The sequence below is a fragment of the Paraburkholderia sp. SSBN10T genome, from assembly GCF_056619545.1.
This window is the reverse complement of record NZ_JBWQQI010000013.1, coordinates 169,391-183,059: the sequence shown is the minus strand read 5'-3', so window position 1 is coordinate 183,059 and position 13,669 is coordinate 169,391. Positions and strand designations below refer to the sequence as shown.

Here is a 13,669-nt window from a genome sequence, read left to right as displayed (position 1 = left end):
ACTGTTTAGGATCCGCGTGGCTGGCTACGATCAAAGCGCCTGTTCCCATTCGCGGGGCGGGCGTTTTTTGTTTCAGGAGCCTGCCGATGACCGTTATTTTTCCCCCTTCTGTTTTCCGTAGCCTGCTGTCGAGGCGCGACGACCCTGCTGCCGGCGCACCGATCTCCGAGCCCGGTGTGCAATGGCCCGCACGAATTGCGCGGCTGGGCGGCAAGCTTGGCTTCACGCTGATCGAACTGATGATCGTCCTCGCCATCGTCGGGGTAATCGCCGCCTATGCGATTCCCGCTTACCAGGACTATCTGGCTCGCAGCCGCGTGGGCGAAGGGCTTTCGCTCGCGGCGCCGGCGCGGCTCGCGGTGGCGGAAAACGCTGCCAGCGGCAGTGCCTTCAGTGGCGGCTATGCGCCGCCGCCTGCCACCCGGAATGTCGAATCGGTGCACCTGGATGACGATACCGGGCAGATTACGCTCGCATTTACCACGCGCGTGGCGCCGGCGGGCTCGAATACGCTGGTCCTGGTGCCGTCGGTGCCCGATAACGCCGAGACGCCAACCGCGCGGATCGCGCTCGTCAACGGCGCTGCGCAACCGGGGACCGTGACCTGGGAATGTTTTGCCGGCGGCAAGAGCGCTTCGTCGCTACCTGCCCCGGGTGCGGGACCGCTGCCTGCAGACGCGCCGAGCCTGCCGTCGAATCTGGCGCCGCCTGAATGCCGCAGTTGATGCCGATGTAAGGGTGGGAGTGGCTGACTTCGGGATATTTAAGGCCGTCCGGCGCACAGGGGGAGGATTTTTTTGTATAGTGCGCCGGTTGCTGACGCCCCCGGTTCCTCATGCCCACCCCATTCGCGCGCTATTTATCTCTCGTATTGCTGGCTTGTGCGTTGATTCTGCCTTACGCAGTGACCGCCCACACCTATCCGATCCCGACCTTCTACGCGGAGTTCACCACGCTGGTGCTGTACGTCGTGACCAGCGCGGCCGTGGTCCTGCTGGTTTGGTCGGAGCGGCAGCAAGTCACGTTCGCTTCGCCCACGGTTGCGCTCGTGCCGCTTCTATTCGGGCTGTTGCTGGTCCTGCAGACGCTGGTGCTGCCGGTCGCGCAGCCGTCGATGAACTGGCTCGGCGCCGGCTATCTGCTCGCGGCATTCATGGCGGCCCATACCGGCTACGCCTTCAACCGCTTGAAGATGAGCGAGACGGTGCTGTCCTGGGCCGCGACGGCGTTGATCTGCGGCGGCCTGTTTGCAGTGTTTTGCCAGGTGATCCAGGTGTTCCATCTGGAGACCAAGGTCACGCCGTTCGTCGTGGCGTACAACATCACGGTGGAGCGTCGGCCGTTCGGCAATATGGCGCAGGCCAACCACCTTGCGACCTATATTGCCTTCGCGATGGCCGGGGCCTTGTTCCTAGTGCAGACGCGGCGCCTGCCGGTGATCGTGTGGGCGTTGCTATCGGTGATTTTCTCGACCGGGCTGGCGCTGACTGTCTCGCGCGGCCCGTGGTTGCAGATGGGCGTGATCGTGGTGGCCGGTTTCTGGATGGCGTTTGCTGAACTCCGGCGTAACCCGGCTCTGCGTCGCAGCAACCGCGAATGGCTGATCCCGGTGCTGCTGGGCCTGCTGTTTTTCGTGGTCAACGCGCTGGTTCGCTGGGCCAACGTGCACTTTCAGCTCGATCTGGCCGAATCCGCCGCCGACCGCTTCAAGGACGCCGGCCAGATCGCGCCACGTCTGGCGCTTTGGAAGTATGGCTGGACGATGTTCAAGACCCACCCTCTGCTGGGCGTGGGCTGGGGCGAATTTCCGCGTTACCAGTTCGATTTCGTACGGACGCTCGGCAGCGTCGAGATTGCCAACAACTCGCACGATATCTTCCTCGATCTGCTGGGCAAGACCGGGCTGATCGGCCTGGCGATCGTGCTGCTCGGTCTGGCCGCGTGGTTCGTGCGCGTGGTCCGTGCGCCGCATACCGCGGCGCGCGTATTCGGCATCGCGCTGATTGGCGTGCTGGTGATGCACGCGCTGGTCGAGTATCCGCAGCAATATATGTTCTTCCTGCTGCCCGCGATGTTCGTGTTCGGCCTGCTGGAAACCCGCTCGCTGCGGCTGGTGTCGAGCCGCGCGTCGTTCGGCGCTTACGCATTTATCGCGTTCGGCGGCCTGGCTGCGCTGTATCCGATCTGTCGCGACTACAACCGCTCCGAGGTGCTGTACTACGGCTCGAGTCCCGCCGAGCAGTATCGCAACGATCCGTCGTTCCTGTTCGGGGCGTGGGGCGAGTACGGCATGGCCACGCTGTTGCCGATGAACGCCATGGACCTGGATCACAAGCTCGCCATGCACAAGCAGGCGCTCGCGCTGCTGCCGGGTGAGACGGTGTTGCGGCGTTACGCGGTGCTGCAGGCGCTGAGCGGCGACACGAACGCTGCGTTCGATACCGTCGCGCGGCTGAAGATTTTCGCGGAAGAACTGAAGGATTGGCCGTCGCAACAGGGCTATCTGTACGAGCTGTGCGACGAGCAGAAGAGCCTCGCGGGCTTTAAGGCGGAGCTGGTGAAGAAGTACGGCATGCCGCCGAAAGACGTCAATCAGGATGCTGACGATAGCGACGACTGAGTCCGGTCGTCGCTTGCTGGTGGGTCAAACGGAGCAGGAGGGCGGTTAAGCGCAGGAGCAGCGCTTATGCCGCCACCCAATCCCCCGACTTCCCGCCGTGCTTCTCCAGCACTTTCACATCGGTGATCGTCATGCCGCGATCGACCGCCTTGCACATGTCGTACACGGTCAGCAGTCCCACCTGTACGGCAGTCAGCGCTTCCATCTCCACGCCCGTGCGCCCCAGCGTCTCGACCTGCGCCGTGCAATGCACGCCGGGCAGCGTCTCGTCGAGTTCGAAATCCACCTTCACGCGAGTCAGCGCGAGCGGATGACACAGTGGGATCAGATCGGCAGTGCGCTTGGCGCCCTGAATCGCGGCAATCCGCGCGATTCCGATCACGTCGCCTTTTTTGGCGTTGCCGTCGCGGATCAGCGCAAACGTCTCCGGCAGCATGCGGATCGAACCGCGTGCGACGGCGATGCGTTTGGTTTCCTGCTTGGCGCCGACGTCCACCATATGCGCCTGGCCGGCGGCGTCGAAGTGAGTGAGTTCAGGCATGGCGAGGTTCCTTCCAGGGGCGCTCATCATAACAGCGCTACGCAGCCGTGCCGCCTTGCGCCGCCCGCGCCGGACTCGCGACAAAGCCAAAGCGCGCCGGCACGTCGGCATGCGCAACCGGCTGCAATGGCAGCGTCACCCCGTCACGCCAGTGGAACTGTCCACTGCAGCCGTCCTCAGCGACGTCGGCATGAGCCGAAAACAGATCGAGATCATGGTCGTGCAGCACGGCGATACGCGCAGGGGTCGACGTGTCCGCGAACAGCACGCCGCCTTCGTCATCGAGAAAAGCCGTGGACGGCTCAAACGCATTGCCCGCCTGATCGGTCAGCGAAAGCTCATCGTCATTGCCGACAGCCGCGAGCCGCACCACCCAAGGCGTATATCCCAACTCCACATACACCCGTTGCGGCCCATTCTGGAAAAACCACTGTCCGCCGGCATCCGCCTCGTAGTTCCGGTTGATGAAAGCGAGCAGCGCCGCGTGGCGGATCGGCTCGCCCGGCGCGCCGCGCGCCTGGGCTTCGTCGTCGCGCATGCGCCAGTTGCCGCGCCGGTCGAGCAGCAGCCAGCCGGTGCAATGCGGCACGTTGGGCCATTTGGCGAGCGCCTGGCGGACGATGTCATCCATGGTCGACGAATGGGCTCAGGTAGTTGAAAACGCGCTGCGACAGCCAGTCGATGCGGCCCGGAAACGGGCCTGTCATGAAGCCGACATGGCCGCCATGTTGCGGCTGGTCCAGCTCGATCGCCGCCGATACCTCGTGCCGCCCCGGCAGCACCGCGCCGGGCAGGAACGGGTCGTTGCGCGCGTTGAGCACAAGCGTGGGGACGGTGACTTCAGGCAATAACGGCCGTGTGGTCGCCCGGGTCCAGTAGTCGTCGGTGTCGCGAAAGCCGTGCAGCGGAGCGGTGACGACATTGTCGAATTCGTACATGTTGCGGCTCGCGAGCATCGCGTCGCCGTCGAACAGGCCCGGATACTGTTCGAGCTTTTGTTGCGCCTTGATCTTCAGCGTCTTCAGGAAGTTGCGCGTGTACACCTTGCCGAAGCCTTGCGACAGCGCCCGGCCGCCGGCATGGACGTCGAGCGGGGCGGAAATCGCCGCGGCCGCGGCGATAAACGAGGCGTCTTCGCGCCGCTCGCCCAGCCAGCGTAGCAGCACATTGCCGCCCAGCGACACGCCCGCCGCCACAATCGGCCCGCGATGCGTGGCGCGCAGACGCCGCAGCACCCAGTCCACTTCGGCGCTATCGGCCAGGTGATAGAAACGCGGCAGCAGGTTCAGCGGCCCGCTGCAACTGCGAAAGTGCGGCACGACGCCGTGCCAGCCAAGCTCGCGCGCCGAAGCCATCAGCGTGCGGGCGTAGTGGGACGCGGAACTGCCTTCGAGGCCGTGAAACAGGACAAAGAGCGGTGCGTCGGGTGACGGTTGTGCGCTGCCCGCCTCATGCACCAGCCAGTCGAGTTCGATGAAATCGCCGTCCGGCGTATCCCAGCGTTCACGCCGGTAGGCAACCGCCGGAAGCCGGGCAAACAGCGCTGGAACAATGGTCTGGATATGGCTGTTCGGCAGCCACAGCGGCGCGCGATAGAACATCTCGACGCTCGCCTCACCGGCCGCCGCGCGAGCGGTTGGGGGAGAAACAGTATTGTTGTGCGTCGTGCTCATACCGGCAACCGGAAAAACGGAAAACGTAAAGCGTCAGTGCAATGCCCCCTGACCATGACGCATTTTCGCAGCAAACTGGTTTGCTGCTTCGTTCGGCATCGCACTTGCGTGGATATGTGCGATCTTCCATTCGCCGCGTTCGTGGACCATCACATAGGTGGTGAAGACCATGGTGGGCGCGACCTTCGGGTCGGCGGGCCGATGCGCTTCCGCAATCGCGTACACAACGGTGCCGAGGCTGTCGTACACGCGGATGTCGATCGGCTCGATCGAAACCGGGGCGGCTTCGAGCTGGATGGCAAGGCCCGCGCGAATGCTGTCGAGGCCGTGCAGGTGTGAGCCGTCGGCACAGATGCAACTGGCGAACTCCTCGTCGATCCACAGGCCCATCAAACTGTCGATATTGACCTCCGCCACCGCCTGGTAATAGGCGTTGAGGGTATCCGCAGCGGCTTCGAAGATGTGGGCAAAACGTGGCATGGCTCGTCAGTCTCTTGTGCGCGGCGCGCGCGGTTGCGGGGCAGCAGTAAAACAGGACAACCCGGAACAACCGCGAGAATGCCCGCGCTGCAAGGCGCAGGGATGACGCTGCGTGGCGGGTTTGCAACGCAGCGTGCGGTTGCCGGACGGTTCAGCGTTGCGCGAGCAGCATGCCGCGCAGGTCGCCGAACACCTGCTCGGCGCTCAATTGCCGCAAGCAGTTCAGATGACCGAGCGGACACTCGCGCTCAAAACAGGGACTGCATTCGAGATGCAACCATTGTACCTTCGCAAGCTCGGACAATGGCGGCGTATGGCGCGGATCGGTCGAGCCGTACACGGCCACGAGCGGCCGGCGCAGCGCGGCCGCCACGTGCATCAGGCCGGAATCGTTGGTGACCACGGCGTTGGCCCGCGAGATCAGCGCGCACGCTTCGCCCAGCGCGGTCTGGCCGCACAGGTTGCGCACGTTCGGCGCGCGCTCGGCGATTGCCTGGGCGAGCGGTGCGTCTTTCGGCGAACCGAGCGCAACGATCTGCGTGTACGGGAACGACTGGCCGACGATTTGCGCGAGCGCTGCGAAATGCTCGGGCGGCCAGCGCTTGGCCGGACCGTATTCGGCGCCGGGGCAGAACACCAGCAGCGGCACCCGCGTGTCCAGATTGAAGCGGGCCGACACGCGCGACGCTTCGTTCAGATCGGTGTCGAGGCGCGGCATCGGCAGATCGTCGGGCACTTTCGCGCCGGGCTTATAGGCCAGCGCCGCGTAATGGCCGAGCATCGGCGGGCGCGCGTCCTTGCGCGGATTCGCGTGGCGCACGTTTAGCAGCCCGTAGCGGCTTTCGCCGGTGTAGCCGATACGCAGCGGAATGCCCGCCATCCAGGGAATCAGCGCCGATTTCAGCGAATTCGGCAGCACATACGCCGCGTCGTAGCCGACTTCGCGCAGATCGCTCGAGAGTTGCCAGCGGCGCAGCATCTGCAACTTGCCGTGCGCGAGATCCGTCGCATAGACGTCGCGGACTTCGGGCATGCGCTCCAGCACGGGCGCGACCCACGAGGGCGCAACCGCGTCGATCACGATGCGCGGATGCAGTTTCACGAGGCGCGAGAACAAAGGCTGCGCCATCAATGCGTCACCGATCCAGTTCGGTGCGATAACCAACGCGCGACGCATCAGGGTGGGTTTCCGGTGTCGAAAGAACGCGCCGCACGCAAGGGCGCGCGGCGTTCTGGTTTTAAAAGGGAAGCGGCCACATGCCCGCGCGCGGCGCCAGTCCGACCGGCTCCGCGCGCAGCATGCGGCCTGATTGTGGTGGGCGTGCCCAGCCGGTGAGCGGCTTTCAGTGGCCTTTGACCACTTCGCCGTCACGCAGCTTATAGCGCGTGCCGCAGTACGGGCAGCGCGCTTCACCGTGCGTGACGTCGATAAACACGCGCGGATGGGCGCTCCAGCGTGCCATCGACGGGTTCGGACAGTAGGCGGGCAGGTCTTTTGCCGACAGTTCGACCAGCGGCATTTCCTTGATTTCGCTCATGGGGGCTTTCTCTGTGGAGACAGTGCGCAGGCGCGCCACGCAGGCGGCCTGCTTTAATTTCGGATTCAGATTTTGGTCAGCCAGTGCGCGTACTTCTCGCTCTTGCCGTTGACGATGTCGAAGAAGCCACTTTGCAGCTTTTCCGTGATCGGGCCGCGTGCGCCGGAGCCGATCGTGCGGTTGTCGAGTTCGCGGATCGGCGTGACTTCAGCGGCGGTGCCGGTGAAGAACGCTTCGTCGCAGGTGTAGACCTCGTCGCGCGTAATGCGCTTTTCGATCACTTCGATGCCCGCGTCTTTCGCCAGCGTGATGACCGTGTCGCGCGTGATGCCGTCGAGGCACGACGACAGGTCCGGCGTATACAGCTTGCCGTTGTTCACGAGGAAGAAGTTCTCGCCCGAGCCTTCCGACACATAGCCGTCCACGTCGAGCAGGAGCGCTTCGTCGTAGCCGTCGGCGGTGGCTTCCTGGTTGGCGAGGATCGAGTTCACGTACCAGCCCGACGCCTTGGCGCGAACCATCGACACGTTCACATGGTGGCGCGTGAACGACGAGGTTTTCACGCGGATGCCCTTTTTCAGGCCGTCTTCGCCGAGGTAGGCGCCCCACGGCCAGGCGGCGATTGCCACGTGGATCGTGTTGCCCTTGGCGGACACCCCGAGCTTTTCCGAGCCGACCCAGATGATCGGGCGCAGATAGCAGGACTCGAGCTTGTTTTCACGCACCACTTCGCGCTGCGCGGCGGCGAGTGTTTCGTGGTCGAACGGCACGTCCATCTGGAAAATCTTCGCCGAATTCAGCAGGCGCTTGGTGTGTTCCTGCAGACGGAAAATGGCGGTGCCGCCGTCGGCCGTCTTATAGGCGCGCACGCCTTCGAAAACGCCCATGCCGTAGTGCAGCGTATGGGTGAGCACGTGGATCTTGGCGTCGCGCCAGTCGATGAGCTTGCCATCCATCCAGATCTTGCCGTCGCGGTCGGCCATTGACATACGATTCTCCAGCAGTGCGTTTGTGAAGGGTTGCGCAAGGCCGCCGGGACGGGCGAGAAGCCTACAGAGGTCCGGCAAGCGGCGAAGTCCGTTATTTTAACGTCTTTTGCACAAGGAACGGGCATTTGGCCGCACCCCGGGATCGCATGTTGCGATGCAGCATGTGCGGTGCATCTCCCAAATACGGGACATTCGCCTCGGTGCGAGGCATGACGGGGTGGGGATCGGTTAAAATGGACGGCTTCCGGATCACTGCGCGACGCTGCGGCAGATGCCGTCGGGCCTGTTCGCGGGGCCACCCCTCCAGGGGCTCCTGAGCGGAGGCTGTTCGCGCGCTGTCCGTCACCGCCTTCCAATCAACTCGCAACCAAACGCCATGAACCAGGTATTGCGTCTCTCCGATCTGATCTCCGAAGGCAAGCTGTCCGGCAAACGCGTGTTTATCCGCGCCGACCTGAACGTTCCGCAGGACGATCAAGGCAACATCACCGAAGACACCCGCATCCGCGCCTCCGTGCCGGCCATCAAGGCCGCGCTCGACGCCGGCGCCGCCGTGATGGTCACTTCGCACCTGGGCCGCCCCACGGAAGGCGAATTCAAGCCGGAAGACTCGCTCGCGCCGGTCGCGAAGCGTCTGGCCGAACTGCTCGGCCGCGACGTGCCGCTGGTGGCGAACTGGGTCGAAAACGGCGTGAACGTTGCGCCCGGCCACGTCGTGCTGCTCGAAAACTGCCGCGTCAACAAGGGCGAGAAGAAGGATTCCGACGAACTCGCGCAGAAGATGGCGAAGCTCTGCGATGTCTACGTCAACGACGCGTTCGGCACCGCCCACCGCGCCGAAGCCACCACGCACGGCATTGCGAAGTACGCGCCCATCGCGTGCGCCGGCCCGCTGCTCGCGGCTGAGCTCGATGCGCTCGGCAGCGCGCTCGGCGCGCCGAAGCGCCCGCTGGTGGCGATCGTCGCCGGCTCGAAGGTGTCCACCAAGCTGACCATCCTGAAGTCGCTGGCCGAGAAGGTCGATCAACTGATCGTGGGCGGCGGCATCGCCAACACGTTCATGCTGGCGGCCGGCCTGAAGATCGGCAAGTCGCTCGCCGAAGCGGATCTTGTGAACGAAGCGAAAGCGATCATCGACCAGGCGAAGGCGCGCGGCGCCTCGGTGCCGATCCCGACCGACGTGGTCACGGCCAAGGAGTTTGCGCCGACCGCCAAGGCTGAAGTCAAAGCGGTGGCCGACGTTCAGGACGACGACCTGATCCTCGACATCGGACCGGAAACCGCCAGGGCGCTGGCCGCGCAACTGGAAAAAGCCGGCACGATCGTCTGGAACGGCCCGGTCGGCGTGTTCGAATTCGATCAGTTCGGCAACGGCACGAAGACGCTGGCGGACGCCATCGCCAAGTCGCCGGCCTTCTCGATTGCGGGCGGCGGCGATACGCTCGCGGCTATCGCCAAGTACGGCATCCACGACAAGGTGAGCTATATCTCGACGGGCGGCGGCGCCTTCCTCGAATTCCTCGAGGGCAAGAAGCTGCCGGCGGTCGAAGTTCTGGAATCGCGGGCTTAATGTGGCAACGCGCTCCCCATCGGCGAAAACTGCAAAGACGCGCATGAAGTCGCCGGCCGCGAAAAGTGCAGCTAGCGCGGCTTCTGGTGCCAAGGCGGGCAAGGCGGCAAAAGCAGTCACCGCGGCGGCGAACGCAGCGGCTCAGGCGGTCAAAACAGGGGAGCGCAGCACAGGCCTAACCGGGACACCGCGGCAAGCGGTTCCCACGGTTTCACCCGCCGGTCATGCCGGCGGCGCATCATTCGAAGCACACGAAACATCCGAATCAAGCGTGGCGCTCGCGGAGTTGACCACTGAGTCGGTCGCAGGCATGTCCGCCGCACCGTACGCAGAACCCCGCGGCGACACTTCCGTCGCACCCGCAGTACCGCTGGCGTCCCGCGCGCTGGTCTCGAACACCGCTTCATCCCATAAAGCGACGCCGGTTTCAACTGGCGCGCAGCCCCCGGCAGCATCCTTCGGTGCGCAGCCTCCGCACCCGACTCGCAGCGCTCTTTCCAGCGATCCCATCCAGACGAGGAGACTCATGCATCGCGCCACCAAGATTGTCGCCACCATCGGCCCGGCTTCCAGCACGCCCGAAATCCTGCTGCAAATGATTAAAGCGGGGCTCGATGTGGTGCGCCTCAATTTCTCGCACGGCACGGCCGACGACCACCGCCAGCGCGCCGAATTCGTGCGCGAAGCGGCCCGTCAGGCGGGCCGCGAAGTTGCCATCATGGCCGACCTGCAAGGCCCGAAGATCCGCGTCGGCAGGTTTGAAAACGGCAAGACCACGCTGATTCCCGGCAATCCGTTCATCCTCGATGCCGAATGCGAACTCGGCAACGACGATCGCGTCGGCCTCGACTACAAGGACTTGCCGCGCGACCTGAAACCGGGCGACATACTGTTGCTCAACGACGGCCTGATCGTGCTCGACGTCGTGCGCGTGCTCGGCAGCGAGATCCACACCACCGTGAAGATCGGCGGCGAGCTGTCGAACAACAAGGGTATCAACCGCCAGGGCGGCGGCCTGACGGCCCCGGCGCTTACCGCGAAAGACATGGAAGACATCCGCACCGCCATGTCGCTGGGGGTGGATTACGTCGCGGTCTCGTTCCCGAAGAACGCCACCGACATGGAAATGGCCCGCCAGCTCGCGAACATCGCGGGCGCGCCGTACGGCATCAAGCCGAAGATGATCGCCAAGATCGAGCGTGCCGAGGCGATTCCGGCGCTGCAAGGCATCCTCGACGCGTCCGACGGCATCATGGTCGCGCGCGGCGATCTGGCCGTGGAAGTGGGCAATGCCGCAGTGCCGGCGCTGCAAAAGCGCATGATTCGTATGGCGCGCGAATCGAACAAGTTCGTGATTACCGCCACGCAGATGATGGAGTCGATGATCTACGCGCCGGTGCCGACCCGCGCCGAAGTGTCGGACGTCGCCAATGCCGTGCTGGACGGCACGGACGCGGTGATGCTGTCGGCGGAATCCGCGGCGGGCAAGTACCCGGTGCAGACCATCGAAACGATGGCTGCGATCTGCGTCGAAGCGGAGAAGTCGGAGCAGTCGGAACTGGACAAGGATTTCCTCGACCGCACCTTCACCCGCATCGACCAGTCGATCGCCATGGGCGCGCTGTTCACGGCGTTTCACCTCGGCGCCAAGGCGATTGTCGCGCTGACGGAGTCGGGCTCGACCGCACTGTGGATGTCGCGTCACTGGACCCACGTGCCGATTTTCGCGCTCACGCCGCGAGTGGGCAGCGAGCGCGCCATGGCGATTTACCGCAACGTCACCTCGCTCCATCTCGACACCAGCAGCGACCGCGACACCGCGTTGCAGCAGGCGCTCGAGGCGGTGGTCAGCAAGGGCTACGCGTCGCGCGGCGACATGGTGGTGCTGACCGTCGGCGAGCCGATGGGTCAGGCTGGCGGGACGAACACGCTGAAGATCGTGCGGGTCGGCGAACCGTACTGATATAGAAAGCTGCTTAGGATCGGCACGGCGGAGCAACCGCAGCACCCCGCGAGAGGCGGCGCGCAGGTTTTTGAAGCAAGCCATGGGGCGAGCTTCGAACCTGCTGCCTACGGGTATGCGGTTTGCTTCGCGATAAAATTGTAAAAATAGATGCCGACGGCACAGGATTCGTTTCAATCTAAGGAGTAAAGCATGCCTCTCGTATCAATGCGTCAATTGCTGGACCATGCCGCTGAAAACGGCTACGGGCTGCCGGCATTCAACGTGAACAATCTGGAGCAGGTGCAGGCCATCATGGCTGCGGCGGATCAGGTCGGCGCCCCGGTGATCATGCAGGCTTCGGCGGGCGCGCGGAAGTACGCGGGCGAGCCGTTCCTGCGTCATCTGATCGAAGCGGCCGTCGAGTCGTATCCGCACATTCCGGTCGTGATGCACCAGGATCACGGGCAGTCGCCGGCCGTGTGCATGGCGGCGATCCGCAGCGGCTTCACCAGCGTGATGATGGACGGCTCGCTCGAGGCCGACGGCAAGACGGTCGCGTCGTACGAGTACAACGTTGACGTCTCGCGCAAGGTCGTGGAAGCGGCACACTCGATCGGCGTGACGGTGGAAGCGGAGCTCGGCGTGCTGGGTTCGCTGGAAACCATGAAGGGCGACAAGGAAGACGGCCACGGCGCGGACGGCACGATGACGCGCGAGCAACTGCTGACCGATCCGGAGCAGGCCGCCGACTTCGTCAAGCTGACGCAGTGCGACGCGCTGGCCATCGCCATCGGCACGTCACACGGTGCGTACAAATTCAGCAAGAAGCCCACGGGCGACATTCTGTCGATCCAGCGCATCAAGGAAATTCACCAGCGCATTCCGAATACCCACCTGGTGATGCACGGTTCGTCCTCGGTGCCGCAGGAGCTGCTCGCGGAAATCCGCGAATTCGGCGGCGACATGAAGGAAACCTACGGCGTACCGGTCGAAGAAATTCAGGAAGGCATCAAGCACGGCGTGCGCAAGGTTAATATCGATACCGACCTGCGTCTGGCGATCACCGGTGCGATTCGCCGCTACCTGGCGGAAAATCCGGGCAAGTTCGATCCGCGCGATTATATGAAGCCGGCGCGCGAAGCCGCCATGAAGATTTGCGTGGCCCGTTTCGTCGCTTTTGGCGCTGAAGGCCAGGCCGGCAAGATCAAGCCCGTTGCGCTTGATAAAATTGCGGAGAAGTACAAGTCGGGCAGCCTCGCACAGGTCGTCCGCTAAACAGGCAGTACGCACGAACCTGGCCGCGAGGCCAGGTTGCGGCACGTTTCGCCGTTCCCGCATCACGGGGGGAACGGCGTTTCCCTTTTGTTCCGGTCTCATTTTTTGCCCCATTTTTAGCGAACTACGACGATGTCTACCCTTTACGAATCCACGCTCCGCTCGCTGCCGCTGCTCGGCCGCGGCAAGGTCCGCGACAACTATGCGGTGGGCAACGATCAGTTGCTGATTGTCACCACCGACCGTCTGTCGGCGTTCGACGTCATCATGGGCGAGCCGATTCCGAACAAGGGTCGTGTGCTGAACCAGATGGCCAACTTCTGGTTCGACAAGCTGAAGCACATCGTGCCGAATCACCTGACCGGCGTGGCGCCGGAATCGGTGGTGGCGGCGGACGAAGCCGAGCAGGTGAAGGGCCGCGCCGTGGTGGTGAAGCGCCTTGAGCCGATCCTCGTCGAGGCGGTGGTGCGCGGCTATCTGGCCGGCAGCGGCTGGAAAGACTACCAGGCCACGGGCGCCGTGTGCGGCGTCGAACTCCCGCTGGGTCTGCAAAATGCGCAGAAGCTGCCCGAGCCGATCTTCACGCCGGCAGCCAAGGCCGAAATGGGCCACCACGACGAGAACATCACCTACAACGAGATGGAGCGCCGCATCGGCACCGAACTGTCGGCCACGATTCGCGACATCTCGATCAAGCTGTACAAGGAAGCGGCGGATTACGCTGCGACGCGAGGCATCATCATTGCCGACACCAAGTTCGAATTCGGTCTCGACAATCACGGCAAGCTGTACCTGATGGACGAAGCGCTGACGGCCGATTCGTCGCGCTTCTGGCCGGCCAACGAGTACCAGGTGGGCACCAATCCGCCGTCGTTCGACAAGCAGTTCGTACGCGACTGGCTCGAAACCCAGCCGTGGAAGAAAGAGCCGCCGGCGCCGAAGCTGCCGGACGAAGTCGTGACCAAAACGGCTGCGAAGTATCAGGAAGCGCTCGAGCGCCTGACCGGGCAGACGCTCGCTTAACGCCGCGCGAGCAAA

At 64.1% G+C, this 13,669-nt stretch carries 13 protein-coding genes; 6 read left to right on the top strand and 7 right to left on the bottom strand.

What is annotated here, in order from left to right:
* Positions 1-86: 86 nt before the first annotated feature.
* Both AC1ECK_RS20890 and AC1ECK_RS20885 read left to right on the top strand, forming a co-directional pair.
* Positions 87-725, top strand: coding sequence for a pilin (locus AC1ECK_RS20890; RefSeq protein ID WP_480322265.1), 639 nt, complete (start codon positions 87-89; stop codon positions 723-725).
* Between the two features lie 110 nt (positions 726-835).
* Positions 836-2,620 (top strand): PglL family O-oligosaccharyltransferase, encoded by a 1,785-nt coding sequence (locus tag AC1ECK_RS20885; protein WP_480322263.1) that lies wholly within the window; start codon positions 836-838, stop codon positions 2,618-2,620.
* A 64-nt stretch (positions 2,621-2,684) separates the two neighbouring features.
* Here the strand turns inward: AC1ECK_RS20885 and moaC are convergent, their stop codons facing one another.
* The 7 genes from moaC to AC1ECK_RS20850 form a co-directional block, all read right to left on the bottom strand.
* The gene (moaC, locus tag AC1ECK_RS20880) at positions 2,685-3,161 is read right to left on the bottom strand and encodes a cyclic pyranopterin monophosphate synthase MoaC (RefSeq protein WP_480322261.1); all 477 of its coding nucleotides are present in this window, start codon (positions 3,159-3,161) and stop codon (positions 2,685-2,687) included.
* Between the two features lie 37 nt (positions 3,162-3,198).
* Positions 3,199-3,792, bottom strand: a complete 594-nt coding sequence (locus AC1ECK_RS20875) for a DUF2946 family protein (protein WP_480322259.1) — start codon at positions 3,790-3,792, stop codon at positions 3,199-3,201.
* The gene (locus tag AC1ECK_RS20870; protein WP_480322257.1) at positions 3,785-4,834 is read right to left on the bottom strand and encodes a hydrolase; all 1,050 of its coding nucleotides are present in this window, start codon (positions 4,832-4,834) and stop codon (positions 3,785-3,787) included. The genes AC1ECK_RS20875 and AC1ECK_RS20870 overlap by 8 nt, the downstream gene beginning before the upstream one ends.
* Positions 4,835-4,867: 33 nt before the next feature.
* Positions 4,868-5,314 carry a nuclear transport factor 2 family protein gene (locus AC1ECK_RS20865; RefSeq protein WP_480322255.1) on the bottom strand — a complete coding sequence of 149 codons (447 nt, stop codon included), beginning with the start codon at positions 5,312-5,314 and terminating at the stop codon, positions 4,868-4,870.
* 151 nt (positions 5,315-5,465) lie between these two features.
* Positions 5,466-6,491: a lipopolysaccharide heptosyltransferase II gene (waaF, locus tag AC1ECK_RS20860; protein WP_480322253.1), complete on the bottom strand. Its 1,026-nt coding sequence runs from the start codon at positions 6,489-6,491 to the stop codon at positions 5,466-5,468.
* Positions 6,492-6,657: 166 nt separating this feature from the next.
* The gene (locus AC1ECK_RS20855; RefSeq protein ID WP_074300693.1) at positions 6,658-6,852 is read right to left on the bottom strand and encodes a zinc-finger domain-containing protein; all 195 of its coding nucleotides are present in this window, start codon (positions 6,850-6,852) and stop codon (positions 6,658-6,660) included.
* 65 nt (positions 6,853-6,917) lie between these two features.
* A complete protein-coding gene (locus tag AC1ECK_RS20850) occupies positions 6,918-7,841 on the bottom strand; it encodes a branched-chain amino acid transaminase (RefSeq protein WP_090685112.1) in 924 nt (307 codons plus the stop codon).
* 376 nt (positions 7,842-8,217) lie between these two features.
* Here AC1ECK_RS20850 and AC1ECK_RS20845 point away from each other — a divergent pair, with 376 nt between their 5' ends.
* The 4 genes from AC1ECK_RS20845 to AC1ECK_RS20830 all read left to right on the top strand — a co-directional run bounded on the left by AC1ECK_RS20845 (position 8,218) and on the right by AC1ECK_RS20830 (position 13,654).
* Entirely contained in the window at positions 8,218-9,411 is a 1,194-nt protein-coding gene (locus AC1ECK_RS20845; protein ID WP_480322250.1) for a phosphoglycerate kinase, read from the top strand.
* Positions 9,412-9,937: 526 nt separating this feature from the next.
* Positions 9,938-11,374, top strand: a complete 1,437-nt coding sequence (gene pyk, locus AC1ECK_RS20840; protein ID WP_480322248.1) for a pyruvate kinase — start codon at positions 9,938-9,940, stop codon at positions 11,372-11,374.
* A 192-nt stretch (positions 11,375-11,566) separates the two neighbouring features.
* Positions 11,567-12,631 (top strand): class II fructose-bisphosphate aldolase, encoded by a 1,065-nt coding sequence (gene fba, locus AC1ECK_RS20835; protein ID WP_480322246.1) that lies wholly within the window; start codon positions 11,567-11,569, stop codon positions 12,629-12,631.
* Positions 12,632-12,763: 132 nt separating this feature from the next.
* Positions 12,764-13,654 (top strand): phosphoribosylaminoimidazolesuccinocarboxamide synthase, encoded by an 891-nt coding sequence (locus AC1ECK_RS20830; RefSeq protein ID WP_480322244.1) that lies wholly within the window; start codon positions 12,764-12,766, stop codon positions 13,652-13,654.
* The last annotated feature ends 15 nt before the right edge of the window (positions 13,655-13,669 follow it).